This is a genomic window from Streptomyces sp. B6B3 (genome assembly GCF_039871525.1).
Taxonomy (GTDB): domain Bacteria; phylum Actinomycetota; class Actinomycetes; order Streptomycetales; family Streptomycetaceae; genus Streptomyces.
In genome coordinates this window covers 348,471-370,902 of sequence record NZ_JBDPLU010000004.1, presented here as the reverse complement: position 1 = coordinate 370,902, position 22,432 = coordinate 348,471, and the positions used below count along the sequence as shown (strand labels likewise).

Here is a 22,432-nt window from a genome sequence, read left to right as displayed (position 1 = left end):
GCTGAGGCGCGATGGCCAGAACGACGAGCTCCGATGATCCGCTGGCGCCGCTGACCCTCGCCGTGGGGCAGGAGGAGCTGCTCATCGACCGTGCGGTGCGGCAGGTGGTCGCCGCGGCCCGCGCGGCCGACCCCGACACCGACGTCCGCGAGCTGGACCCCGGCGAGCTGACGACGGGCACGCTGGCCGAGCTGACCAGCCCTTCGCTCTTCGCCGAGCGCAAGGTGGTGGTGGTCCGGGCGGCCCAGGACCTGTCGGCCGACGCGGTCAAGGACGTCAAGGCGTACCTGGCGGCGCCCGCCGAGGAGATCACGCTGGTGCTGCTGTTCACCGGCAGCGGCACGAAGGGCAAGGGGCTGCTCGACGCGGCGCGGAAGGCCGGCGGCCGGGAGGTGGCCTGCCCGAAGATGACGAAGCCGGCGGACCGGCTGGCGTTCGTGCGCGGCGAGTTCCGCGCGGCCGGGCGCTCCGCCACGCCCGCCGCCTGCCAGGCGCTGGTGGACGCCATCGGCAGCGACCTGCGCGAGCTGGCCGCGGCCTGCTCCCAGCTGGCCGCCGACGTCGAGGGCGCGATCGACGAGGCCGTCGTCGCCCGGTACTACACGGGTCGAGCCGAGGCCTCCAGCTTCACCGTCGCCGACCGCGCCGTCGAGGGCAGGACCGCCGAGGCGCTGGAGACGCTGCGCTGGGCGCTGGCCACGGGCGTGGCGCCGGTGCTGGTCACCAGCGCGCTGGCGCAGGGCGTGCGGGCCATCGGCAAGCTGGCCTCCGCGCCCTCGGGGCTGCGCCCCGCCGATCTGGCCAGGGAGTTGGGCATGCCGCCGTGGAAGGTGGACCGGGTGCGCCAGCAGATGCGTGGCTGGTCCGCGGACGGCGTGGCGGCCGCGTTGCGCGCCGTCGCCGAGGCGGACGCCGCGGTCAAGGGTGCGGGCTCCGATCCCGAGTACGCGCTGGAGCGCGCCGTGATCACCGTCGCCGGCGCCGCGCGTTCGCCGCGCCGCTGAGCACCCCGGGCGCCGCCCGGCCCGCCCGCCGAACCAGGGAGCCAACCGGGTCTCGCGTCCGCCGGGGTTCCGTGCCCGCCGGGTCGCGTACCTGCCGGGGTTCCGTCGCCGCCCGAGGGCGCGCACCCGCCGGGTCCCGCGCCGCCGGATCCTGTGGCCGCCCGGGCAGCCGCGCCCGCCGAGCTCCGCGTTGGGCGCGTCCCGCGTCAGGCGTCCGGGGGGACGTCGCCTTCCAGCTCGCCGGTGTCGCCCGTGCCCCCCGAGCCGCCGCCCTGCTCCGAGCCCTGCAACGCCGCCAGGGTGGCCATGCTGGACTCCCGCATCGCCTCGGTGACGTAGTCCTGCTCCATCAGATAGTCGAGCGAGGCGTCGGACGTCGTGTCGATGTAGGCGTCCCAGATCAGCGTGTACTCGAACCATCCGTCCCTGACGCCGAGCGTCACCCGGGACAGCCGGGCGTCCACGGAGTTGGTCTGGTAGATGATGTACGCCTCGTCGCCCAGCCCGTCCACGGGCTCGACCTGGTAGTCGTAGTTGACGTCCTCGTACTGCTCCTGCGAGCGGTAGCTCGCCTCGAACTCCTGCTTCGGGTCCGTCCCCTTGTGCCAGACCGCCTGGTAGGTGAGGTAGAGGCTGCTGTAGCCGTCGCCCTGGACCGGCGCCAGATAGAAGGTGCAGGCGCTCTGGTCCACCCGGTCGTGCTCGGCGGCCAGCGAGCTCGGCTCGTTGTACCCGTCGGCCTGGTAGTCCCTGTCGAAGGACGTCGTGTCGGCCGTGTCGCACATCTGGCCGTTGTACTCGTACCCCGCCAGGTTGGGCTGGGGCTGGCTGGGCTCCTGGGGCTCCGCCTCCGAGGGCCCGCCGGTGGCGACCAGTACGCCGCCCCACACCGCCGAGGCGACGACCACGCCGCCGACCGCCCACAGCCAGCTCGGCAGCCCCCGTCCGGAACGGGACGAGACGGGCGGATTGGGCGTGACCATCGGGCCGTAGCCGCTCGCCGAGGGCGCGGCGGCCTGCTGCTGGGGGTATCCGTGGTTCGCGCCGGGCGGCGGTCCTGGCGGCGGCGGCCCCGAGGAGGCGGGTTGCGCCGGCTGCGCCGGTTGCGCGTAGGGATTGTTGGGGGCGGGCTGAGGCGAGCCCGATGGCTGCATGTAGGGGTTGGGATTGCCCCCCGGTATCGACATGCCGCGTAACCTACCGCCTCATCGCCGAAGACCCCAGACCACCCGTGGGGACGGGGAGGCCCGGGGTCTGCCGGTACCGGTACGTGGCGTAGTGGCGAACGCTACGGTCGGGGGGTGCCGAGGAGCGGCGGGGCCGCCCGCGGCGTCAGCTCTGCAGCGCGTTGACCTGTGCGGCCAGGGCGGACTTCTTGTTGGCCGCGTTGTTCCGGTGCAGCACGCCCTTGCTCACGGCCTTGTCGAGCTTGCGGGCCGCCACCCGGCGCGCGGCCTCGGCCTGCTCGTAGTCGCCCGTGGCCACGGCCTCGCGGGCCCGCCGGACGGCGGTCTTGACCTCGGACCTGACCGACTGGTTGCGCAGCCGGGCCTTCTCGTTGGTCTGGATCCGCTTGATCTGGGACTTGATGTTCGCCACGAATGAGCCTTACGTAGGTGTAGAGAGACAAGAAGATCGGGTTCTGGTGCGCCCAGCACCAGACGCAGTCGGCCAGCTTACCAGCGGCACCCGGCGGCCTCCCAATCCGGCGCCGGCCCCGCCCCGTGGGACGATGGGGAGTGACTCACCGACCATGACCCGACAGGACGCCGCGTGCCCGCGACCCCCTCGAACGCGCCGGAGCCGAGCCGCACCGACCCGGCCCTGATCCGCAACTTCTGCATCATCGCGCACATCGACCACGGCAAGTCGACGCTCGCCGACCGGATGCTCCAGCTGACCGGGGTCGTCGAGCAACGCCAGATGCGCGCCCAGTACCTCGACCGCATGGACATCGAGCGCGAGCGGGGCATCACGATCAAGTCCCAGGCCGTGCGCATGCCCTGGGCGACCGGCGACGCCGCGCACGTGTTGAACATGATCGACACGCCGGGCCACGTCGACTTCACCTACGAGGTCTCCCGCTCGCTGGCCGCCTGCGAGGGCTGCCTGCTGCTGGTGGACGCCGCCCAGGGCATCGAGGCGCAGACCCTCGCCAACCTCTACCTGGCGATGGAGAACGACCTCACGATCATCCCCGTGCTGAACAAGATCGACCTGCCGGCCGCCCAGCCGGAGAAGTTCGCCGCCGAACTGGCCCACCTCATCGGCTGCGACCCCGGCGACGTGCTGCGGGTCTCCGCCAAGACCGGCGAGGGCGTGGAAGCGCTGCTCGACGAGGTGGTCCGCCAGGTGCCGGCGCCGGTCGGCGCGGCTGACGCCCCGGCCCGCGCCATGATCTTCGACTCGGTCTACGACGCCTACCGCGGCGTGGTCACCTACGTGAAGATGGTGGACGGCCGGCTCGGCCGGCGCGAGCGCATCCAGATGATGTCCACCGGCGCCACCCACGAGCTGCTGGAGATCGGCGTCAACTCGCCCGAGATGACCCCGGCGGACGGGCTGTCCGTCGGCGAGGTCGGCTACCTGATCACCGGCGTGAAGGACGTGCGCCAGTCCCGGGTCGGTGACACCGTCACCATCCAGCGGGGCGGCGCCACGGAGCCGCTCGGGGGCTACAAGGACCCCAAGCCGATGGTCTTCTCCGGCATCTATCCGATCGACGGCTCCGACTATCCGGGACTCCGCGACGCCCTGGAGAAGCTCCAGCTCAACGACGCGGCCCTGGTCTACGAGCCGGAGACCTCCGCCGCCCTCGGCTTCGGCTTCCGCGTCGGCTTCCTCGGCCTGCTGCACCTGGAGGTGATCCGCGAGCGGCTGGAGCGCGAGTTCGGCCTCGACCTGATCGCCACCGCGCCGAACGTGGTGTACCAGGTGCAGATGGAGGACCGCACCGAGCACACGGTCACCAACCCCAGCGAGTACCCCACCGGCAAGATCGCCGAGGTCCGGGAGCCGGTGGTGCGGGCCACGCTCATCGCCCCCAGCGAGTACGTCGGCGCGATCATGGAGCTGTGCCAGAGCCGCCGCGGCGCGATGCAGGGCATGGACTACCTCTCGGAGGACCGGGTCGAGCTGCGCTACACGCTGCCGCTGGCCGAGATCGTCTTCGACTTCTTCGACGCGCTGAAGTCCAAGACCCGCGGCTACGCCTCGCTCGACTACGAGCCGATCGGCGACCAGTCCGCCGCCCTGGTCAAGGTGGACATCCTGCTGCACGGCGACAAGGTGGACGCGTTCTCCGCGATCGTGCACAAGGACAAGGCGTACGCCTACGGCGTCAAGATGGCCGCCAAGCTGCGCGAGCTCATCCCGCGGCAGCAGTTCGAGGTGCCCATCCAGGCGGCGATCGGCTCCCGGGTGATCGCCAGGGAGACGGTGCGCGCGATGCGCAAGGACGTGCTGTCCAAGTGCTACGGCGGCGACATCTCGCGGAAGCGGAAGCTGCTGGAGAAGCAGAAGGAGGGCAAGAAGCGGATGAAGATGGTGGGGCGGGTCGAGGTGCCGCAGGAGGCGTTCATCGCCGCGCTCTCCTCCGACTCGGACCAGGGATCGGGGAAGTCCTCCGGCAAGGACGCGGGTAAGAACCAGAAATAGCCTCTTACATGCGAGGGCCATCACCCTTACCCTGATCGCCACCCAAGAGTTACTCGTCAGTCGCTCCGTTGCAGCGCGGCACCCGGAGGAAGTCGTGAGCGTGACACATCAGTCGATCGAATCCCGACCGCCGTCCGTGGCGCACCTGTTCCAGGAGCGGGTCGCGGCCACGCCTGACCGGGAGGCGTTCCGCTACCCGGTGAGCACGGCGGGTGACGGTCCCGACGACTGGCACAGCTACACCTGGGCCGAGGCGGCCCAGCGGGTGTCCGCGATCGCCGCCGGGCTGATGGACCTCGGCGTGCTTCCCGAGGAGCGGGTCGCCATCGCGTCCAGCACCCGCGTCGACTGGATCCTCGCCGACCTCGGCGTGATGTGCGCCGGCGCCGCCGTCACCACCGTCTACCCGACGACCAACGGCGAGGAGACGGCGTTCATCCTCGCCGACTCCGAGAGCAAGGTGCTGATCGCGGAGAACGCCGCCCAGCTCGCCAAGGTCCGCTCCCACCGGGCCGAGCTGCCCGGCCTGCGGCACGTCGTGGTGATCGACGCCGGCGACGCCGCGGCGACCGCGGACGACCCCGAGGGCTGGGTGCTCTCGCTGGGCGACCTCGCGGAGCGCGGCACCGCCTACCTGGAGAAGAACCCGGACTGCGTCACGGACACCGTGGCCGCGCTGCGCCCCGAGCAGCTGGCCACGTTGATCTACACCTCGGGCACCACGGGACGCCCCAAGGGCGTCCGGCTGCGGCAGGACACCTGGTCGTACATGGGGTACGCGATCGAGCAGATCGACCTGGTGCACACCGACGACGTGCAGTACCTGTGGCTGCCGCTGGCGCACGTCTTCGGCAAGGTGCTGCTCTCCTCGCACATCAAGGTCGGACACGTGATGGCCGTGGACGGCCGGATCGACCGGATCATCGAGAACCTGCCGGTGGTGAGGCCCACCCGGATGTGCGGTGTGCCGCGGATCTTCGAGAAGGTCTACAACGGCGTCGCCATGAAGGCGAAGGCCGGCGGCGCGGCCAAGTTCCGGATCTTCACCTGGGCCGCCGGGGTGGCCCAGGAGTACGCCAGGACCGCCCAGGAGAACCACCGGCGCACCGGCACCCCCTCGGTGCCGTTCGGCCTCCGCGCGAAGCACGCGGTCGCCGACCGGCTGGTGTACGCCAAGCTGCGGGCGGCGTTCGGCGGCCGGATGGAGGGCTGCGTCTCCGGCTCGGCCGCGCTCACCCCGGACATCGGCTACTTCTTCTCCGGCGCCGGCATTCCCATCCTGGAGGGCTACGGCCTGACCGAGTCGGCCGCCGCGAGCTTCGTCAACCGCAAGGAGTCCTACCGCACCGGCACGGTCGGCAAGGCGCTGCCCGGCTGCGAGGTGCGGATCGCGGACGACGGCGAGATCATGCTGCGCGGCCCGGGGATCATGGACGGCTACCACGGCCTGCCCGAGCAGACGGCGGATGTGCTGGAGTCGGACGGCTGGTTCCACACCGGCGACATCGGCGAGCTGTCCGACGACGGCTACCTGCGCATCACCGACCGGAAGAAGGACCTTTTCAAGACCTCGGGCGGCAAGTACGTGGCGCCCAGCGAGGTGGAGGGCCAGTTCAAGGCGGTCTGCCCGTACGTCTCGACCATGGTGGTGATCGGCGCCGGCCGGCACTTCTGCTCCGCGCTGATCGCGCTCGACGAGCAGGCGATCACGGGCTGGGCGGACGAGAACGGCCTGGGCGGCCTGGACTACGCCGAGCTGATGGCCCACGAGCGCACCCGCCAGCTGATCGACGGGTACGTGGCGGAGCTCAACGCCGGGCTGCAGCGCTGGCAGACGATCAAGAAGTACCGGCTGCTGCCGCGCGACCTGGACGTCGAACACGGCGAGCTGACCCCGAGCCTCAAGCTCAAGCGCCCGGTGGTGGAGGCGGAGTACAGCACGCTGATCGACGAGATGTACGAGCCCGCGTGACCGCTTGCCGCGGGTTCTCCGGAGCCCGTGGCGCCCACGGCCGGGGCTGCGCCCCGGGCCCCGGCTCCGGGTCCGGCCGCCACCTGCGGCAGTCGCGCTGCCGCGGGGCCCGTGCCGGGCAGCGCCGCCCGGCACCCCTGGCCCGGCCGGCCGGCTGAGGGCCCCGGCCCGTGCGTCGTGCGTCTCCCGGGGCTCGGCCCCGGGCCTGCTGCGGCTGCGCCGGGTCTCGCGCCGTCGCGCGCAGGGCCGCGCCCCGCGCCGGCGCCCGGGTGCCTGGTGCGCGGCCCGGACCGGCGGCCGTTCGGCGTGTGTCCGGGGCTTCCCCCGGGTCGCTCCGCGGGCGGGCGGAGGGTTCGAGGGGGGCGGGGGCGGAGCCCACCGGGAAAGGGACGGGCGGGTGGCGGGAAGAAGCGCGGTCAGTCGACCAGGTCGCGGGTGAGGGCGTCGGCGAGGAGGCGGCCGCGGAGGGTGAGGGCCGCGCGGCCGTCGGCGTACGCGTCGGGGCGGAGCAGGCCGTCGGACAGCGCCCGCTCGGCCGCCGCCCGTCCGGCCGGGCGCAGCAGCGTCAGCGGGCAGCCCTCGGCCAGCCGCAGCTCCAGCAGCACCCGCTCCACCCGCCGGTCGTCCGCCGACAGCACCTCGCGGCCGGCGCCGGGGGAGCGGCCGGCGGCCAGCGCCGCCGCGTAACGGCCCGGGTGCTTCGCGTTCCACCAGCGGACGCCGCCGACGTGACTGTGCGCGCCGGGACCCGCGCCCCACCAGTCCGCGCCGGTCCAGTACAGCTCGTTGTGCCGGCAGCGGGCGGCCGGGGAGGCGGCCCAGTTGGAGATCTCGTACCAGGTCAGGCCCGCCTCGGACAGCCGCCGCTCGGCGATCAGGTAGCGGTCGGCGTGCACGTCGTCGTCGGTCGCCGGCACCTCGCCGCGCCGCACCCGCTGGGCGAGCCGGGTGCCGTCCTCGACGATCAGCGAGTACGCCGAGACGTGGTCGGGGCCGGCGCCGAGCGCCGCGTCCAGCGAGGCGTGCCAGTCCGCGTCGGTCTCGCCCGGGGTGCCGTAGATCAGGTCCAGGTTCACGTGGGCGAAGCCGGCGGCCCGCGCCTCGGCCACGCATGCCTCGGGCCGGCCCGGGGTGTGGGTGCGTTCCAGCACGTTCAGCACGTGCTGGCGGGCGCTCTGCATGCCGAACGAGATCCGGTTGAACCCGGTCTCCCGCAGCGCGGCCAGCGCGGCCGGGGTGACGGAGTCGGGGTTGGCCTCGACGGTGACCTCGGCGTCCGCCGCCAGCCCGAACTCCGCGCGGATCGCCGCCAGCATCCGCCCCAGATCGGCCGGCGGCAGCAGCGTCGGGGTGCCGCCGCCGACGAAGACGGTGGCGGCCGGGCGCGGGTCGTCCCCGAGCACCTTGCGGGCCAGCCTGATCTCCTCGGCCAGCACCTCCGCGTAGTTCTCCCGGGAGGCCAGCACGCCGCCGGAGCCGCGCAGCTCGCTCGTCGTGTAGGTGTTGAAGTCGCAGTACCCGCAGCGGGCGGCGCAGTACGGGACGTGCAGGTAGAAGGCGAGCGGGCGGTCCGCCGCACCGGCCAGCGCATGCGCCGGCAGCGCGCCGTCCTCGGGCACGGGCTCGCCATCGGGCTGAACGCTGGGCATACTCCTCATTGTCCGACACGCCGCCGAGGCCTCATGACGGCCGCGGCCCGCACACCACCGACAGGCCGGGGGAGGAGCAGTGCCCGACCATTCCGCGAGCCCCGACTTCCCCGACTTCCGCGTCTCCTTCACGGTGGAGGCGGCCGAGTCGGCGGACCGGATGGCCCCGCACCGCCGCGAGCTGCTCGACCGCGGCCTGGCGAACCTGGCCAGGGACCCGTACCACAAGGCCAGCGCGCCGGTCGGGACGCACGAGGACAACCGAAAGGCGCAGGTCGCGCCCGGCATCCTCATCGAGTACCTGATCGGGCACGGCCTGATGGTGGTGGCCGTGGTCACGGTCTTCGACGAGGATCTTTTCCTTGTGTGAGCAGAGCCTTGTGTGAGCAGAGCCTCGTCCCGCCGAACAGGGCCTAGGCCGGGCCCGCGGGGCCGCCGACCGTCACGTGGTCGATGAGGTGCTCCACGGGGCCGAGCAGCGCGGGCTCCAGGTCCCGGTAGTCGCGGACCCGGCCCAGGATGCGTCGCCAGGCGGCCGCCGTGTTCTCCGGCCAGCCCAGGGCCCGGCAGACGCCGGTCTTCCAGTCCTGGCCGCGTGGCACGGTGGGCCAGGCGGGGATGCCCACCGAGGCCGGTTTGACCGCCGCCCAGATGTCGACGAACGGGTGCCCCACCACCAGCACGTTCTCGTCCGTGACCTGCGCGGCGATCCGCGACTCCTTGGAGCCGGTCACCAGATGGTCCACCAGCACGCCCAGTCGCGCCTCCGGGCTGGGGCCGAACTCCCGCACGATCGCCGGGAGATCGTCGACGCCCTCCAGGTACTCCACGACCACGCCCTCGACCCGCAGGTCGTCGCCCCACACCCGTTCGACCAACTCGGCGTCGTGGCGGCCCTCGACGTAGATGCGCCCGGCGCGCGCCACGCGGGCGCGGGCGCCCGGCACCGCCAGCGACCCCGAGGCGGTCCGCGTCCGCCCCCCGTCGCCGCCCTGGGGCCGCGGCCGGACCAGGGTGACCGGCCTGCCCTCCAGCAGGAAGCCGCGCGGCACCAGCGGGAACACCCGGTGCCGGCCGAAGCGGTCCTCCAGGGTCACGGTCGGGCCCTCCGCCGTCTTCTCGCAGCGGATCACCGCCCCGCAGTAGCCGCTGGTGACCTCCTCGACCACCAGCCCCGGATCCGCCGCGACCTCGGGAACGGGCCGAGACCGCTTCCACGGCGGCGTCAGGTCGGGGTCGTACTGTCTGCTCCGCATGGGCCTATTCGATCAGCTGACGGTCCTGATCGGTCAACCCACGCCGAACCGCTCGGCGAGCTCCCGCCGCTGCGCGCGCACGAAGGCCGCGTCCACCACGGCGCCGTGCCCCGGCACGTAGCGCGCCGCCGGGCCGCCGAGCGCCAGCAGCCGGTCCAGGGCCGCCGGCCAGGCCTCGGGCCTGGCGTCGGGTCCGGCCTGCGGCTCGCCCGACTCCTCGACCAGGTCGCCGCAGAACACCACGGGCGGCGTGCCCGGCACCAGCACCGCCAGATCGTGCGGCGAGTGCGCGGCACCGAGCGGGACCAGCACCGCCCGGCGCCCGCCGCCCAGGTCGAGCGCCGTCTCGCCGGTCACGTCGGTGACCCGGAGCCCGGCGAGCGCGTCCGGCTTCGCGTCCCGCGGATCCAGGCCGTGCGCCAGCGCCTCGTCCACGACCGGCGCGTCCGCCAGGTACCGACCGAGCCCGGCCGACCCGTACACCTCGGCGCCGGGGAACGCCGCGACGCCCAGCACGTGGTCGAAATGCGGGTGGGTGAGCACCACCCGGCGCACCGGCGGGCCCAGCAGATCGCGCAGCCGGGCGGCGACCGCGGCCCCGGCCCGGCGGGACGGACCCGCGTCGACCAGCAGCGCCTCCCGGGCGCCGGCCACCGCGCCCACCGTCTCGTCCCAGCCCGGCAGCCGACAGCGCCACACCGCGGGAGCGACCTCTTCCCAGGTCTGCTCCGGGGTCTCCGCCCGGGTTTCCGAGCCGGCGCCGGCGACCCCGTCGGCGGACGCCTCCTCGGGCCCCTCGTCGCGCATGTCGCCTCGCATGACACGAGGTTACGTCAGGTGCGCTCGCGCCCTGCTGTGTCCGGCCCGGTCGCGGTACCGTCATTGCGTCACACTTTCCCTGGCCGTGCTACCCAGCCGTACACTGGGGCAGGGATTGGCACTCCGCGCGAATGAGTGCCAGGACGGCAGGCGGAAGAGCTCACGGCCGGACGGGAGGTGCGCGCATGCTCAGTGAACGCAGGCTCGAGGTTCTGCGGGCCATCGTCCAGGACTACGTCGGCACGGAGGAGCCGGTCGGCTCCAAGGCGTTGACCGAGCGGCACAACCTGCGCGTCTCCCCGGCCACGGTGCGCAACGACATGGCCGCCCTGGAGGAGGAGGGGTACATCGCCCAGCCGCACACGAGCGCCGGGCGGGTGCCGACCGACAAGGGGTACCGGCTCTTCGTGGACAAGCTGGCGGACGTCAAGCCGCTGTCCACCGCCGAGCGCCGCGCCATCCAGAACTTCCTGGCCGGCGCCCTGGACCTCGACGACGTGGTGGGCCGCACGGTCCGGCTGCTCGCGCAGCTGACCCGGCAGGTCGCCGTCGTGCAGTACCCGTCGCTGACCCGTTCCACGGTGCGGCACGCCGAGCTGCTGTCGCTCGCCCCGGCCCGGCTGATGCTGGTGCTGATCACCGACACGGGCCGGGTGGAGCAGCGCGTCATCGACTGCCCGGCGCCGATCGGCGAGATCTCGGTGGCCGAGCTCCGGGCCCGGCTGAACAGCCGGATCGCCGGTGAGCGGTTCACCGACGTGCCGCGCCTGGTGCAGGACCTGCCGGACTCGTTCGAGCCCGAGGAGCGGGCGACGGTCTCGACGGTGTTGTCCACCTTGCTGGAGACTCTGGTGGAGGAGACCGAGGAGCGGCTGATGATTGGCGGCACGGCCAACCTGACGCGATTCGGGCAGGACTTCCCGCTCACCATCCGACCGGTGCTGGAGGCACTGGAGGAGCACGTGGTGCTCCTGAAGCTGCTGGGGGAGGCGACGGACAGGGGCATGACGGTCCGCATCGGGCACGAGAACCCGCACGAGGGACTGACTTCCACGTCGGTCGTCTCCGTCGGCTACGGTTCGGGAGAAGAGGCGGTCGCGAAGCTGGGCGTGGTCGGACCGACCCGCATGGACTACCCGGGAACGATGGGAGCGGTGCGCGCAGTGGCACGGTACGTCGGACAGATCCTCGCGGAGAACTAGGTGGCGACGGACTACTACGCGGTCCTGGGTGTGCAGCGCGACGCCTCACAGGACGAGATCAAGAAGGCATTCCGGAGGCTCGCGCGCGAGCTGCACCCGGACGTCAACCCGGACCCGAAGACGCAGGAGCGCTTCAAGGAGATCAACACCGCCTACGAGGTGCTGTCCGATCCCCAGAAGAAGCAGATGTACGACCTCGGCGGCGACCCCATGGGCGCGGCCGGCGGACCCGGCCCCGGATTCGGCGCCGGCTTCGGGAACTTCTCGGACATCATGGACGCCTTCTTCGGCACGGCGGCGCAGCGCGGACCCAAGTCGCGCACCCGGCGTGGCCAGGACGCCATGATCCGGCTGGAGATCGACCTCAACGAGGCGACGTTCGGCAGCACCAAGGAGATCCAGGTCGACACCGCCACCGTGTGCAACACGTGCAACGGTGAGGGCGCGGCGCCCGGCACCTCGGCGCAGACCTGCGACATGTGCCGCGGTCGCGGCGAGGTCTCCCAGGTGACCCGCTCGTTCCTGGGCCAGGTCATGACCTCCCGGCCGTGCCCCCAGTGCCAGGGCTTCGGCACCGTGGTGCCCAACCCGTGCCCGGAGTGCGCGGGCGACGGCCGGGTGCGGACCCGGCGCACGCTGACGGTGAAGATCCCGGCCGGTGTGGACAACGGCACGCGCATCCAGCTCGCCGGCGAGGGCGAGGTCGGCCCGGGCGGCGGACCCGCGGGCGATCTCTACGTGGAGATCAGGGAGACCCCGCATCCGGTCTTCCAGCGCCGCGGCGACGACCTGCACTGCACGGTCACCATCCCCATGACGGCCGCCTCGCTGGGCACCAAGGTGCCGCTGGAGACGCTGGACGGCATGGAGGAGGTGGACATCAGGCCGGGCACCCAGTCGGGCCAGTCCATCCCGCTGCACGGCCGCGGCGTCACGCACCTCAGGAGCAACGGGCGGGGCGACCTGGTGGTGCACGTGGAGGTGCAGACGCCGGGCAAGCTCGACCCGGAGCAGGAGGAGCTGCTGCGCCGGCTGGCGAAGCTGCGCGGCGAGGAGCGGCCCACCGGCCAGTTCCAGCCCGGGCAGCAGGGGCTGTTCTCCCGGCTCAAGGACGCCTTCAACGGCCGCTAGGCCGTCGGGGAAGCGGGAGAGACACATCCGTGGCGACGGCGCCTGTCTTCGTTGTCGACTCGCTGAACGGCGCGCGCGCCGGCGGCGCGTTCGGCCTGGACGGACCTGAGGGCCGGCACGCGGTCGCCGTGCGGCGGCTGCGGGCCGGCGAGGGGATCGTGCTCACGGACGGCGCGGGCACCGGCGTCGCCGGCACGGTGGCGGCGATCGAGGACCGGGACCGGCTGTCGGTCGCGGTGGACCGGGTCTGGCACGAGCCGCCGCCCCGGCCGTGGCTCACCGTGGTGCAGGCGCTGCCCAAGGGCGACCGCGGCGAGCTGGCCGTGGAGACGATGACCGAGACCGGGGTGGACGCGATCGTGCCCTGGTCGGCGGCCCGCTGCGTCACCCAGTGGCGCGGCGAGCGCGGCGCCAGGGCGCTCGGCCGGTGGCGCGCGACCGCCCGCGAGGCGGGCAAACAGGCGCGCCGCGTGCGCTTCCCGCGCGTCACGGACGCCCACACCACCGCACAGCTGGTCCGGGCCCTGACGGCACCGACACCGCCCTTCGGCGCCGCGTGGCCCGACCGCGGCCCCACCGTCACGGACGCCCCGGCGTTCGCACCGCACACCTCGCCGGAGCGCCCGGCCGCGTCAGCGGATGCCACGCCCGGCCGCCCCGGGACGGCGGATGCCGCATCCGCCCGCCCCGGAACCGGGGACGCCGCGTCCAGCCGCGCCGAGACGGCGGTCGCCTCCCCCGGTCCGGCCGGCAAGGCCTTCGTGCTGCACGAGGCGGCCACGGAGCCGCTGGCCACCGCGCCGCTGCCGGCGGAGGGCGGGATCACCCTGATCGTCGGCCCGGAGGGCGGCGTCACCGACGAGGAGCTGGCGGCGTTCACCGAGGCCGGGGCCCGCCCGTTCCGGCTCGGCCCCACCGTGCTCCGCACCTCCACCGCCGGCACGGCCGCCGCCGCGGTGATCCTTTCCCGCACCGGCCGCTGGAACTAGCCCCCCGACCGGCAGACCCGCCCCGCCCGTGCCCTTCTGGTACCGGGCCGCGCCTGGCCGACTTCGGGCCGGTGCGACGGGGCCCCGCCGCACCGGCCGCCGGAGTCAGCCGGCCGGCGGGCTGCCCGGGCCCGGCGGCGGCTCCTCCGTGTGCCGGGTGAGCCGCAGGATCGCCACCATCAGGCCGCCCCAGACGATGCCGATGGCGATGATCATCATCACGATGGCCGATGCGGACATCACAGGCTCCTCTCCGGCGCGCCCTCGGGTTCCTCGTGGTTGGTGGCCGTGGGGGTCCTGCGCCACCGGACCAGGCTCAGCAGCACGCCGCCGGCCAGCGCGGCGCCGGCCACGGCCCAGCCGGACCAGAGCAGGAAGGACGTGTCGTAGCCCTCGTAGTTCTGGTCGAACTCGTCGATCAGGCTGTCCACCATCATCCAGCCCAGCACCAACGGGGTGACGATGCCGAGGCAGATCCGCCACCACACGCCCAGGCCGATCGCGGAGGTGGAGTCCGCCTCGCGCTGGAGCATCGGAAGCCTCCTCAGCACCCAGCTCACGGTGATCACCAGGACCAGGGCGGCGAGCACGATGCCGTACTGGTTGATGAAGTGGTCGGAGACGTCCAGGAAGTACACGCCGCTGTCGGTCGAGTACAGCAGGGTGGAGACCACGGCGATCGCGCCGCCGACGCCGAGCACCGCCGCGTTCCGGCTCAGCCCGGTGCGGTCCTCCACCGCCGAGACCACCACCTGCACGATGCTGATCAGCGAGGTCAGCCCGGCGATCACCAGCGAGGCGAAGAACAGCACGCCGAACAGCGCGCCGGCCGGCATCTCCGAGATGATCTGCGGGAACGCCACGAACGCCAGCCCGACGCCGCTGTCGGTGACCTCGCCCACCTCGACCCCGGCCTGGCCCGCCATGAAGCCCAGCGTGGCGAAGACCGCGATGCCCGCGAGGATCTCGAAGGAGCTGTTGGCGAAGCCCGCGACCATCGCGGAACCGCTGAGGTCGGAACGCCGGTGCAGATAGGAGGCGTAGGTGATCATGATGCCGAAGCCGACCGACAGCGAGAAGAAGATCTGACCGTAGGCGGCCACCCACACGCTGCCCTCGCCCAGCGCGCCCCAGTCGGGCCGGAAGAGCGCGTCCAGGCCCTCGGCCGCGCCGTTCAGGGTGAGCGCCCGGACCGCGAGCACCACGAAGAACGCCACCAGCAGCGGGATGAAGAACTTGTTGGCTCGCTCGATGCCGCGGCGAACCCCGGCGATGAGGATCAGCAACACGACCACCCAGATGCCGAGCAACGGCCAGGCGACGCCCGGCACGAAGGTGGAGACGTCGCCGGGCGTCTCGGCGGCCTGCAGGAAGTCCTCGAAGAAGAAGCCCTCCGGGCCGCCGGCGTGGTCCTCCCACGCCTGGTCGAGCGAGAAGCCCATGTACCGCACCGCCCAGGCCAACACGGCGGCGTAGTAGACGGCGATGACGACGCAGATCGTCACCTGCCACCAGCCGATCACCTCGGTCGGGCGGGACAGCAGCCGCAGGGCGCCGGGCGGCGAGGAGCGGTACCGGCGGCCGATGGTGTACTCGAGGATCAGCAGCGGGATGCCCGCCGTGAGCAGCGCCGCCAGGTACGGCAGGATGAACGCGCCGCCGCCGTTCTCGTACGCGACGGCGGGGAAGCGCCAGATGTTGCCGAGGCCGATGGCCGAGCCGATGGCCGCCATCAGGAAGCCGAGGCGGGTTCCCCACTGCTCCCTGGTTGGTTCCTGTGTGTGCGAACTGGACATATTCGGAGTCCCTTATGTCCCAAGGCTTCCGTTGTGGGGATCACCTTCCGTATACAACCCGGCGGACGTTACCAGGCTCAGCGCGCATCGCAAGCCGGGGAGCGGGGGGCGCGGGAACGGCACGGCGCGGGGCCCGGCGGTAGCATCCCCGGCGTAGCACCGAGCCGTACCGAGCCCAGTCCTGTCCCAGTCCGAGCCCAGGGGAGAGTCCAGAGCCGATGGCGGGAGAACCGCAGGCCGACTGCCTGTTCTGCAAGATCGTGTCCCGGGAGATCCCGGCCACCATCGTCCGGGAGTCCGACACCACCGTCGCGTTCCGCGACATCAACCCGCAGGCTCCCACCCATGTGCTGGTCATCCCGCGCGTCCACTACGCGGACGCCGGCACCCTGGCCGCCGCCGAGCCGGGCATCGCCGCCGACGTGCTGCGGGAGGCCGCCGCGGTCGCCGCCGGCGACCGGGTGGACGGCACCGGGTACCGGGTGGTCTTCAACACCGGCGTCGGCGCCGGCCAGACCGTCTTCCACGCGCACGCCCACGTGCTCGGCGGGCGCGGCCTCGAGTGGCCCCCCGGCTGACGGTGTCCACGGCCCGCGAGCTGATCGTCCTCGGCACCGCCAGCCAGGTGCCCACCCGGCGCCGCAGCCACAACGGCTACCTGCTGCGCTGGGACGGCGAGGGCCTGCTCTTCGACCCCGGTGAGGGCACCCAGCGGCAGATGCTGCTGGCCGGCGTGAGCGCGCACGCCCTGACCCGCGTCTGCGTCACCCACTTCCACGGCGACCACGCCCTGGGCCTGCCAGGCGTGCTGCAGCGGGTGCACCTGGACCGGGTCCCGCACCCCGTCACCGCGCACTACCCGGCGTCGGGGCAGGAGTACTTCGAGCGACTCAGGTACGCCACGGCCCACCATGAGACGGCGGCCATCGTGCCCGCGCCGGTGGCCGAGGACGGACCGGTCGCGGAGACCCGGTCGTTCACGCTCAGCGCCCGCCGGCTGTCCCATCCGGTGGACGCCTTCGGCTACCGCCTCGTCGAGCCCGACGGCCGGCGGATGCTGCCGGAGCGCCTCGCCGCGCGCGGCATCCACGGGCCCGACGTGAGCCTGCTGCAGCGCCGCGGGTCGCTGCGCGGCGTCCGGCTCGACGAGGTGAGTGAGCCGCGGCCCGGGCAGCGCTTCGCGTTCGTGATGGACACCCGGCTGTGCGACGCCGCGTTCGCCCTCGCCGAGGAGTGCGACCTGCTCGTCATCGAGTCCACCTTCCTCGACGCGGACGTCGCGCTGGCCCACGAGTACGGCCACCTCACCGCGGGACAGGCGGGCCGGGTGGCCGCCGAGGCGGGCGTCCGCCATCTGGTGCTCACGCACTTCTCCCAGCGTTACGGCGATTCGGCGGCCTTCGCCACCGAGGCGCGCGCGGCGGGCTTCGCCGGCAGCCTGACCGTCGCGGAGGACCTGGTGCGGGTCCCGGTGCCCCCGCGCGCCTGACCGGGCGTCGGCCGGGAGCGTCTGCAACACCCGTGCCACAGACACGTCCTGAGGGTGGCACGGCCGGTCCGCGGCGGGCCCCGGCTGTCAGTGCCGCTGCCTAGGATGGTCGGTATGGGTGAGGAGAGTCCGCTGCTGCGCAGCCTGGGCGCGGCCGTCGAGGCGGCCCCCGAGGACATACCCCTGCGCCTGCACCTCGCGCGGCTGCTGCTCGACGGCGGGCGGACCAGCGAGGCGATCGCGCATCTGGGGGTGGCCCTGCACCGGGACCCGGGAAGCGCCGAGGCGCGGACGCTGATGGCCGAGGCGGTGGCTCCCGCGGCGCCGCCGGCCGCGGCGGACGGCGGTGCGGTGGGCGGCGGTGCGGTGGGCGGCAGGGAGGCCGGGCCGGCGTCGCCCGGGGAGCCGGCCGAGCGGGCCCGGACCGCCCAAGAGCCGGCGGGCCCGCCGGAGTTCGACTGGCACAGCGCGGAGCGCGACATCGCGGGCGCGGTGCCGCCGCGGTTCGTGGCGGCGGAGCCCGAGGCCGAGGCCGAGGCCCCGGCCGACGGTCCGCCGGAGGACGCCTGGGACGTCGAGTCCGTCGGCGGCCTGCGGCTGGCCGACGTCGGCGGGATGCGGGAGGTCAAGGAGCGCCTGGAGGCGGCCTTCCTCGCCCCGCTGCGCAACCCGAAGCTGCGCCGGCTGTTCGCCAAGAGCCTGCGCGGCGGGCTGCTGCTCTACGGGCCGCCCGGATGCGGGAAGACGTTCCTGGCCCGGGCCGTGGCCGGCGAGCTGGGGGCGCGGTTCCTGTCCGTCAGCATCAGCGACGTGCTCGACATGTGGATCGGCGCCTCCGAGCGGAACATCAGCGAGATCTTCACCAGCGCACGCCGGCACGCGCCGTGCGTGCTGTTCTTCGACGAGCTCGACGCGCTCGGCGGCAAGCGCAGCCACATGCGGCACTCCGGCATGCGCAACACGGTGAACCAGCTGCTCACCGAGCTCGACGGGGTGGCCGGCGCGGCGGCCAACGAGGGCGTGTTCGTGCTCGCCGCGACCAATCATCCCTGGGACGTGGACAACGCGCTGCTCCGCCCGGGACGACTGGACCGCATGGTGCTGGTGGCGCTGCCCGACGCGCCGGCCCGCGAGGCGATCCTCCGGTACCACCTGCGGGACCGTCCGGTGGCCGGGATCGAGCTGGGCCCGCTGGTCCGCCGCACCGACGGGTACTCGGGCGCCGATCTGGCGCACCTGTGCGAGACGGCCGCCGAGCGGGCGCTGCTCGACTCGGTGCGCAGCGGCGAGCCCCGGATGATCCTCATGCGGGACCTGCTGGACGCCGCGGCCGAGGTGCGGCCCTCGACCGAGGAGTGGTTCACCACCGCCCGCACCGTGGCGACGTTCCGGGAGAGCGGCGGCGCCTACCGGGAGCTGCTCGACTACCTCAAGCGCACCAAGCGGCTGTGAGGCCCGGATGAGCCTCCAGCCGCCGCGACCGAAGCAGCCGTCGCGGTCGCGGTCGCGGCCGGCGGAGCTGGAGCGGGCCAGGGCCCTCATGGCGGTGGGCCGTCACCGGGAGGCCGCCGGCGAGCTCGCCCGGTGTCTGGCGCGCCAGCCCGACCTGGTGAACGGCTGGGCCCGGCTCGGCAGTTGCCGGCTGACGCTGGGCGATCCCGAGGGCGCGCTGGACGCCACGGACCATGCGCTCGCCGTCGACCCCCGCTCCGGTTACGCCTGGCTGGTGCGGTGCGCCGTGCTGGTGCGCCTGGAGCGGTCGGCCGAGGCCGTCCAGGCGGCCGACGAGGCGGTGCGCGGGGCGCCCGAGTCCTGGCGCGGCCACCAGATGCGGGCCCTCGCCCTGGAGCACGCCGGCGACCAGCCGGGCGCCCTCGCGGCGGCCCGGCACGCGGTCCGGCTGGGGCCCGAACAGCCGGAGGCGCACTTCGTGTTGGGCCGGATGGCCAGCCGTGGCGGGCACGCCGAGCTGGCCGAGGAGTCGTTCCGCACCGTGCTGCGTCTCGACCCGGAGCACAGCGACGCCCGGGTCAACCTCACCACCGTGCTCTTCACCCGGCGTCGGGGCTGGCGGCGCCCCCTGGGCGGCCGACCGGGGGAGCGGCGCGGCCGGCGGCTCGGCGAGGCCCTCACCGGGTACGCGGACGCCATGACGCTCGACCCGGGGCACCGGGCGGCGCACGCCAACCTCGGCGTCCTGCTCTGGGTGCTGGCCGTCCGGGCCCGCTGGCTGGGCGTCCTGTGCCTGCTGATCGGCATGGTCGGCGCCGCCGTCGCGGGCGCCGGCACGGGTGAGCCGCCACGCCCCGGGGAGCTGGGGCCCCGGCTGGTCGCGCTGGCCGTGCTCGGCGCGGTCTGCGGCCTGTGGGGCTGGCGCGAGGTGCGGGGGATCCCACCCCGGCTGCGCCGGCCGCTGCTGCGGCACGCCCGGCGCAGCCGCCCGGTCCAGGTGATGGCGGCCGGGGTGCTGCTCGTGCTGCTCGGCGCGGTCTGCCTGCTGGCCGTCCCGTGGACGAATCCGGGTTTCCTCGGCGCGCTCGTCGCCGGCCCCACCCTGGCGCTGCTGCTGGCCTTCCTGATCAGCCGCCTGCTCCTCAGCCGCTCCCGCCGAACGGGCCGCTAGCCGCGGCCGGAATCCTCGACGCTGGCGGCCGGCGGCCGGTGACGGACCCGGCCCGCCCGTGGGCGCGGGCGGTCTCGCCCGCCATCGTGCGCACGCGCGCCGCGTCCTCTCGGGCGGCGAGCTCACCGTGCTGAGGTCGCCATCGCTCGGTGCGCCGACGCCCCACGTGCCGGCGGTCGGGGCGCGTCCGGCGCCCACCGCGGGCGTACGCCGTCCCCCGGGCGGCACGGGCCCGGCCTGGGCCGTGGCTCAGGCCGGCTGGTGGGCGGCGTGGAGGATCTGGGCGGCGGTGCTGGGGGAGTCCACCAGGGGGTGCAGCGCCAGGGCGCGCAGCGCCGCCGTGGCGGAGCCGGTGGCGGCCGCCTCGATGGTGGCCCGCTCCGACGCCTTGACCTGGAGCATCAGGCCCAGCTCGGCCAGCCCCGGGGTGGTGCAAGGGACCGGGTGCGCGCCCTCGGCGCTCGTCTCGCACACCGTCTCGATCACCGCCGACGGCGGCAGTTCCGGGACGGCCCCGCCGTTGCGCACGTTGAGGATCAGCCGGGTGTGGGTGTCCTCGGCGATCGCCCGCATCACGGCGAGCGCGACGCCCTCGTAGCCGCCGCCCTCCAGGTCGGCGGCGTCCCGCTGCCAACCGCCGCTGGCCGCCCGGCCCTCGGCCAGGTAACTCTCCTCGCGCGCCAGGCGGGCGTTCTCCCACAGCGCCGGCGCGCGCTCCGGCGCGGCGGCGGCCGCCTCGTAGAACGCGGACTGCTGCGCCGCGAGCAGCTCCCCGCGCGTCTGGGTGGCCTCCGTGGCCGCGCGCAGCGACTCCCGGCGGAAGTAGTAGTGATGCAGGTACTCGTTGGGCAGCGCGCCCAGCACCCGCAGCCACTCGCCGCCGAACAGCCGGCCCTCCTCGAACGACGCCAACGCCGCGTCGTCCGCCAGCAACTCGGGCAGCAGGTCCCGGCCCTCGTGGGTCAGCGAGGTGAGCCAGCCCAGATGGTTGAGGCCGAGATAGCTGAACCGCACCCGGGCCGGGTCCACCCCGGCGGCCCGGGACGCGCGCCGGACCAGGCCGAGCGGCGAGTCGCAGATGCCGATCACCCGGTGGCCGAGCACCGAGGACATCGCCTCGGTGACCATGCCCGCGGGATTGCTGAAGTTCACCACCCAGGCGCCGGGCGCGACCGCCCGCACCCGCTCCGCGATCCGCAGCGCCACCGGCACCGTCCGCAGCCCGTACAGCACGCCGCCGGCACCCGTGGTCTCCTGGCCCAGCACGCCGGCCGCCAGCGGCACCCGCTCGTCCCGCACCCGGCCGGCCACCCCGCCCACCCGGATGGCGCAGAACACGAAGTCCGCGCCGCGCAGCGCCTCGTCGAGGTCGTCGGCCTGCCGCACCTCGGGCCACGGCCCGTCCCCGGCGTCCCCGGCGGCGGCCAGTCCGGCCAGCACGGAGCCGATCACCCGGGCCCGCGCCGGGTCCGCGTCGTGCAGCGTCACGGTCGCCGTCGACCACACGCCGCCCGCGGCGTGCAGCGCCCGGTACACGAGCGGCACCCGGAAACCGCCGCCGCCGATGATGGTGAGCCTCATGGCGAGGAAGGTACCCGCTGCGCCGAGGCCCTGGCCCGCGCGCGCCGATCGATGTCAGTCACCTTTTGTAGAGTGCGTCCTAAATGGCCGGTGGGCGGAGGTGTGAATGAGTCGGGCGTGCCTGATCGACCCGCTCGCCGGGGTCCGCACGGCCGCGGACCCGGCGTGCGACGTGTACCTGACCGGGACGGTCTTCCTGGACATCATCTTCACCGGGCTGGACTCGGCGCCCGTCCGCGGCACCGAGACGTGGGCCCGGGGCATGGGGTCGAGCCCGGGCGGGGTGGCGAACATGGCCACCGCGCTGGCCCGGCTCGGCCTGCGCACCTGCCTGGCCGCCGCGTTCGGCGACGACAAGTACGGCGAGTACTGCTGGGAGACCCTGGAGCGCGGCGAGGGCATCGACCTGTCGCTGTCCCGCACCGTCCCCGGTTGGCACTCGCCGGTCACCGTCTCCATGGCGTACGACGGCGAGCGCACGATGATCTCGCACGGGCACGACGCGCCCACGTCCGGGAGGCCGCCCGGCATCGCGGGGACGCCGGGGCCGCCGCCCGCCCGGTCCTGCGTGGCGTCCCTGCGTCCGGGCCAGCCGCAGGAGTGGATCGCCAAGGCCGCGCACGCCGGCAGCGTGATCTTCGCCAGCACCGGCTGGGACGAGACCGGCGCCTGGGAGCTGGCCGAGCTGCCCGACCTCGCCCACTGCGAGGGCTTCCTGCTGAACGCCGTCGAGGCCGTCAGGTACACCCGCGCCGACTCCCCCCAGGCCGCCGCCAGGGCGCTGGCCGAGACGGTGCCGCTGTCCGTGGTCACGATGGGCGCCGAGGGCGCCTGCGCGGTGGACGGGCGCACCGGGGAGGCCGCGGAGGTGCCGGCCATCGTGGTGGAGCCGCTGGACACCACGGGCGCGGGCGACGTCTTCATGGCCGGCTTCCTGACCGGCACGTTGGCGGGCTGGCCGCTGGCGGACCGGCTGGCCCTGGCTGGGCTGACCGCCGCGCTGTCGGTCCAGGAGTTCGGCGGTTCGCTGGCCGCGCCGGGATGGGGCGACATCGCGGCCTGGTGGCAGCGGATCCGCGCCTCCGGCCGCGCCGGCGCGCGCCCCGCACTGGTGTCCGAGAGCGCGCTCGCGGCCACCCTGGAGCGGTACGCCTTCCTGGACGAGCCCCTGGCCGGGGTGACCCGGCCCTGGCCACAGCGCCGCGCCGTGCCGACACTCGGCTTCCGCGGCTAGTCCAGGCGGTAATTGCCTACGGGAGTGTCG

General features: G+C 73.9%; 20 protein-coding genes. 12 read left to right on the top strand and 8 right to left on the bottom strand.

The window, feature by feature from the left end; all coding sequences use genetic code 11:
• Positions 1-11: 11 nt before the first annotated feature.
• Entirely contained in the window at positions 12-1,004 is a 993-nt protein-coding gene (gene holA, locus ABGB06_RS11860) for a DNA polymerase III subunit delta (RefSeq protein WP_347588156.1), read from the top strand.
• 206 nt (positions 1,005-1,210) lie between these two features.
• Here holA and ABGB06_RS11855 read toward each other — a convergent pair whose 3' ends face one another.
• Together ABGB06_RS11855 and rpsT are read right to left on the bottom strand one after the other, a co-directional pair.
• Positions 1,211-2,191: a hypothetical protein gene (locus ABGB06_RS11855; protein WP_347588154.1), complete on the bottom strand. Its 981-nt coding sequence runs from the start codon at positions 2,189-2,191 to the stop codon at positions 1,211-1,213.
• Positions 2,192-2,336: 145 nt separating this feature from the next.
• A complete protein-coding gene (rpsT, locus tag ABGB06_RS11850) occupies positions 2,337-2,603 on the bottom strand; it encodes a 30S ribosomal protein S20 (protein ID WP_347588152.1) in 267 nt (88 codons plus the stop codon).
• A gap of 174 nt (positions 2,604-2,777) precedes the next feature.
• On the opposite strand from rpsT, the gene lepA reads away from it, so the two are divergent.
• Together lepA and ABGB06_RS11840 are read left to right on the top strand one after the other, a co-directional pair.
• The gene (gene lepA / locus ABGB06_RS11845) at positions 2,778-4,661 is read left to right on the top strand and encodes a translation elongation factor 4 (protein ID WP_347588150.1); all 1,884 of its coding nucleotides are present in this window, start codon (positions 2,778-2,780) and stop codon (positions 4,659-4,661) included.
• Positions 4,662-4,755: 94 nt separating this feature from the next.
• Positions 4,756-6,633 carry an AMP-binding protein gene (locus tag ABGB06_RS11840; protein ID WP_347588148.1) on the top strand — a complete coding sequence of 626 codons (1,878 nt, stop codon included), beginning with the start codon at positions 4,756-4,758 and terminating at the stop codon, positions 6,631-6,633.
• A 416-nt stretch (positions 6,634-7,049) separates the two neighbouring features.
• Here ABGB06_RS11840 and hemW read toward each other — a convergent pair whose 3' ends face one another.
• Positions 7,050-8,282: a radical SAM family heme chaperone HemW gene (gene hemW / locus ABGB06_RS11835; RefSeq protein WP_347588146.1), complete on the bottom strand. Its 1,233-nt coding sequence runs from the start codon at positions 8,280-8,282 to the stop codon at positions 7,050-7,052.
• 79 nt (positions 8,283-8,361) lie between these two features.
• Here hemW and ABGB06_RS11830 point away from each other — a divergent pair, with 79 nt between their 5' ends.
• Positions 8,362-8,652, top strand: a complete 291-nt coding sequence (locus ABGB06_RS11830) for a hypothetical protein (RefSeq protein ID WP_347588144.1) — start codon at positions 8,362-8,364, stop codon at positions 8,650-8,652.
• 43 nt (positions 8,653-8,695) lie between these two features.
• Here the strand turns inward: ABGB06_RS11830 and ABGB06_RS11825 are convergent, their stop codons facing one another.
• Positions 8,696-9,538, bottom strand: coding sequence for a DUF3097 domain-containing protein (locus ABGB06_RS11825; protein WP_347588142.1), 843 nt, complete (start codon positions 9,536-9,538; stop codon positions 8,696-8,698).
• A gap of 33 nt (positions 9,539-9,571) precedes the next feature.
• Complete coding sequence (locus tag ABGB06_RS11820; protein ID WP_347588140.1) at positions 9,572-10,357, bottom strand: MBL fold metallo-hydrolase; 786 nt, start codon at positions 10,355-10,357, stop codon at positions 9,572-9,574.
• Positions 10,358-10,542: 185 nt separating this feature from the next.
• On the opposite strand from ABGB06_RS11820, the gene hrcA reads away from it, so the two are divergent.
• The 3 genes from hrcA to ABGB06_RS11805 are packed head-to-tail and all read left to right on the top strand — an operon-like array spanning position 10,543 to position 13,679.
• Entirely contained in the window at positions 10,543-11,559 is a 1,017-nt protein-coding gene (gene hrcA / locus ABGB06_RS11815; RefSeq protein ID WP_347588139.1) for a heat-inducible transcriptional repressor HrcA, read from the top strand.
• Positions 11,560-12,690: a molecular chaperone DnaJ gene (dnaJ, locus tag ABGB06_RS11810; RefSeq protein WP_347588137.1), complete on the top strand. Its 1,131-nt coding sequence runs from the start codon at positions 11,560-11,562 to the stop codon at positions 12,688-12,690. It begins immediately after the preceding gene.
• A gap of 29 nt (positions 12,691-12,719) precedes the next feature.
• Complete coding sequence (locus tag ABGB06_RS11805) at positions 12,720-13,679, top strand: RsmE family RNA methyltransferase (RefSeq protein WP_347588135.1); 960 nt, start codon at positions 12,720-12,722, stop codon at positions 13,677-13,679.
• Positions 13,680-13,784: 105 nt separating this feature from the next.
• Here ABGB06_RS11805 and ABGB06_RS11800 read toward each other — a convergent pair whose 3' ends face one another.
• Both ABGB06_RS11800 and ABGB06_RS11795 read right to left on the bottom strand, forming a co-directional pair.
• Positions 13,785-13,919 (bottom strand): methionine/alanine import family NSS transporter small subunit, encoded by a 135-nt coding sequence (locus ABGB06_RS11800; protein WP_347588133.1) that lies wholly within the window; start codon positions 13,917-13,919, stop codon positions 13,785-13,787.
• Positions 13,919-15,475, bottom strand: coding sequence for a sodium-dependent transporter (locus ABGB06_RS11795; RefSeq protein ID WP_347588131.1), 1,557 nt, complete (start codon positions 15,473-15,475; stop codon positions 13,919-13,921). The genes ABGB06_RS11800 and ABGB06_RS11795 overlap by 1 nt, the downstream gene beginning before the upstream one ends.
• 218 nt (positions 15,476-15,693) lie before the next feature.
• Between ABGB06_RS11795 and ABGB06_RS11790 the strand changes: the two genes are divergently transcribed.
• The 4 genes from ABGB06_RS11790 to ABGB06_RS11775 all read left to right on the top strand — a co-directional run bounded on the left by ABGB06_RS11790 (position 15,694) and on the right by ABGB06_RS11775 (position 19,587).
• On the top strand, positions 15,694-16,053 hold the full coding sequence (locus tag ABGB06_RS11790; RefSeq protein WP_347588129.1) for a histidine triad nucleotide-binding protein: 360 nt from the start codon (positions 15,694-15,696) through the stop codon (positions 16,051-16,053).
• A gap of 2 nt (positions 16,054-16,055) precedes the next feature.
• Positions 16,056-16,964 carry a ribonuclease Z gene (locus tag ABGB06_RS11785; protein ID WP_347588128.1) on the top strand — a complete coding sequence of 303 codons (909 nt, stop codon included), beginning with the start codon at positions 16,056-16,058 and terminating at the stop codon, positions 16,962-16,964.
• Positions 16,965-17,078: 114 nt separating this feature from the next.
• Positions 17,079-18,416: an ATP-binding protein gene (locus ABGB06_RS11780; RefSeq protein ID WP_347588126.1), complete on the top strand. Its 1,338-nt coding sequence runs from the start codon at positions 17,079-17,081 to the stop codon at positions 18,414-18,416.
• 7 nt (positions 18,417-18,423) lie between these two features.
• Complete coding sequence (locus tag ABGB06_RS11775) at positions 18,424-19,587, top strand: tetratricopeptide repeat protein (RefSeq protein WP_347588124.1); 1,164 nt, start codon at positions 18,424-18,426, stop codon at positions 19,585-19,587.
• 249 nt (positions 19,588-19,836) lie between these two features.
• Here the strand turns inward: ABGB06_RS11775 and ABGB06_RS11770 are convergent, their stop codons facing one another.
• Positions 19,837-21,168: a 6-phospho-beta-glucosidase gene (locus ABGB06_RS11770; RefSeq protein ID WP_347588122.1), complete on the bottom strand. Its 1,332-nt coding sequence runs from the start codon at positions 21,166-21,168 to the stop codon at positions 19,837-19,839.
• A 106-nt stretch (positions 21,169-21,274) separates the two neighbouring features.
• Between ABGB06_RS11770 and ABGB06_RS11765 the strand changes: the two genes are divergently transcribed.
• Positions 21,275-22,402: a PfkB family carbohydrate kinase gene (locus ABGB06_RS11765; RefSeq protein WP_347588120.1), complete on the top strand. Its 1,128-nt coding sequence runs from the start codon at positions 21,275-21,277 to the stop codon at positions 22,400-22,402.
• Positions 22,403-22,432: the final 30 nt, after the last annotated feature.

Bases quoted from the DNA above. Each gene is read 5' to 3' on its own strand.
- ABGB06_RS11790 (WP_347588129.1), top strand. From the start codon at position 15,694: ATGGCGGGAGAACCGCAGGCCGACTGCCTGTTCTGCAAGATCGTGTCC.
- ABGB06_RS11800 (WP_347588133.1), bottom strand. From the start codon at position 13,919: ATGTCCGCATCGGCCATCGTGATGATGATCATCGCCATCGGCATCGTC.
- ABGB06_RS11775 (WP_347588124.1), top strand. From the start codon at position 18,424: ATGAGCCTCCAGCCGCCGCGACCGAAGCAGCCGTCGCGGTCGCGGTCG.
- ABGB06_RS11825 (WP_347588142.1), bottom strand. From the start codon at position 9,538: ATGCGGAGCAGACAGTACGACCCCGACCTGACGCCGCCGTGGAAGCGG.
- ABGB06_RS11795 (WP_347588131.1), bottom strand. From the start codon at position 15,475: ATGTCCAGTTCGCACACACAGGAACCAACCAGGGAGCAGTGGGGAACC.
- ABGB06_RS11770 (WP_347588122.1), bottom strand. From the start codon at position 21,168: ATGAGGCTCACCATCATCGGCGGCGGCGGTTTCCGGGTGCCGCTCGTG.
- hrcA (WP_347588139.1), top strand. From the start codon at position 10,543: ATGCTCAGTGAACGCAGGCTCGAGGTTCTGCGGGCCATCGTCCAGGAC.
- ABGB06_RS11765 (WP_347588120.1), top strand. From the start codon at position 21,275: ATGAGTCGGGCGTGCCTGATCGACCCGCTCGCCGGGGTCCGCACGGCC.
- ABGB06_RS11855 (WP_347588154.1), bottom strand. From the start codon at position 2,191: ATGTCGATACCGGGGGGCAATCCCAACCCCTACATGCAGCCATCGGGC.
- ABGB06_RS11820 (WP_347588140.1), bottom strand. From the start codon at position 10,357: ATGCGAGGCGACATGCGCGACGAGGGGCCCGAGGAGGCGTCCGCCGAC.
- holA (WP_347588156.1), top strand. From the start codon at position 12: ATGGCCAGAACGACGAGCTCCGATGATCCGCTGGCGCCGCTGACCCTC.
- ABGB06_RS11780 (WP_347588126.1), top strand. From the start codon at position 17,079: ATGGGTGAGGAGAGTCCGCTGCTGCGCAGCCTGGGCGCGGCCGTCGAG.
- hemW (WP_347588146.1), bottom strand. From the start codon at position 8,282: ATGCCCAGCGTTCAGCCCGATGGCGAGCCCGTGCCCGAGGACGGCGCG.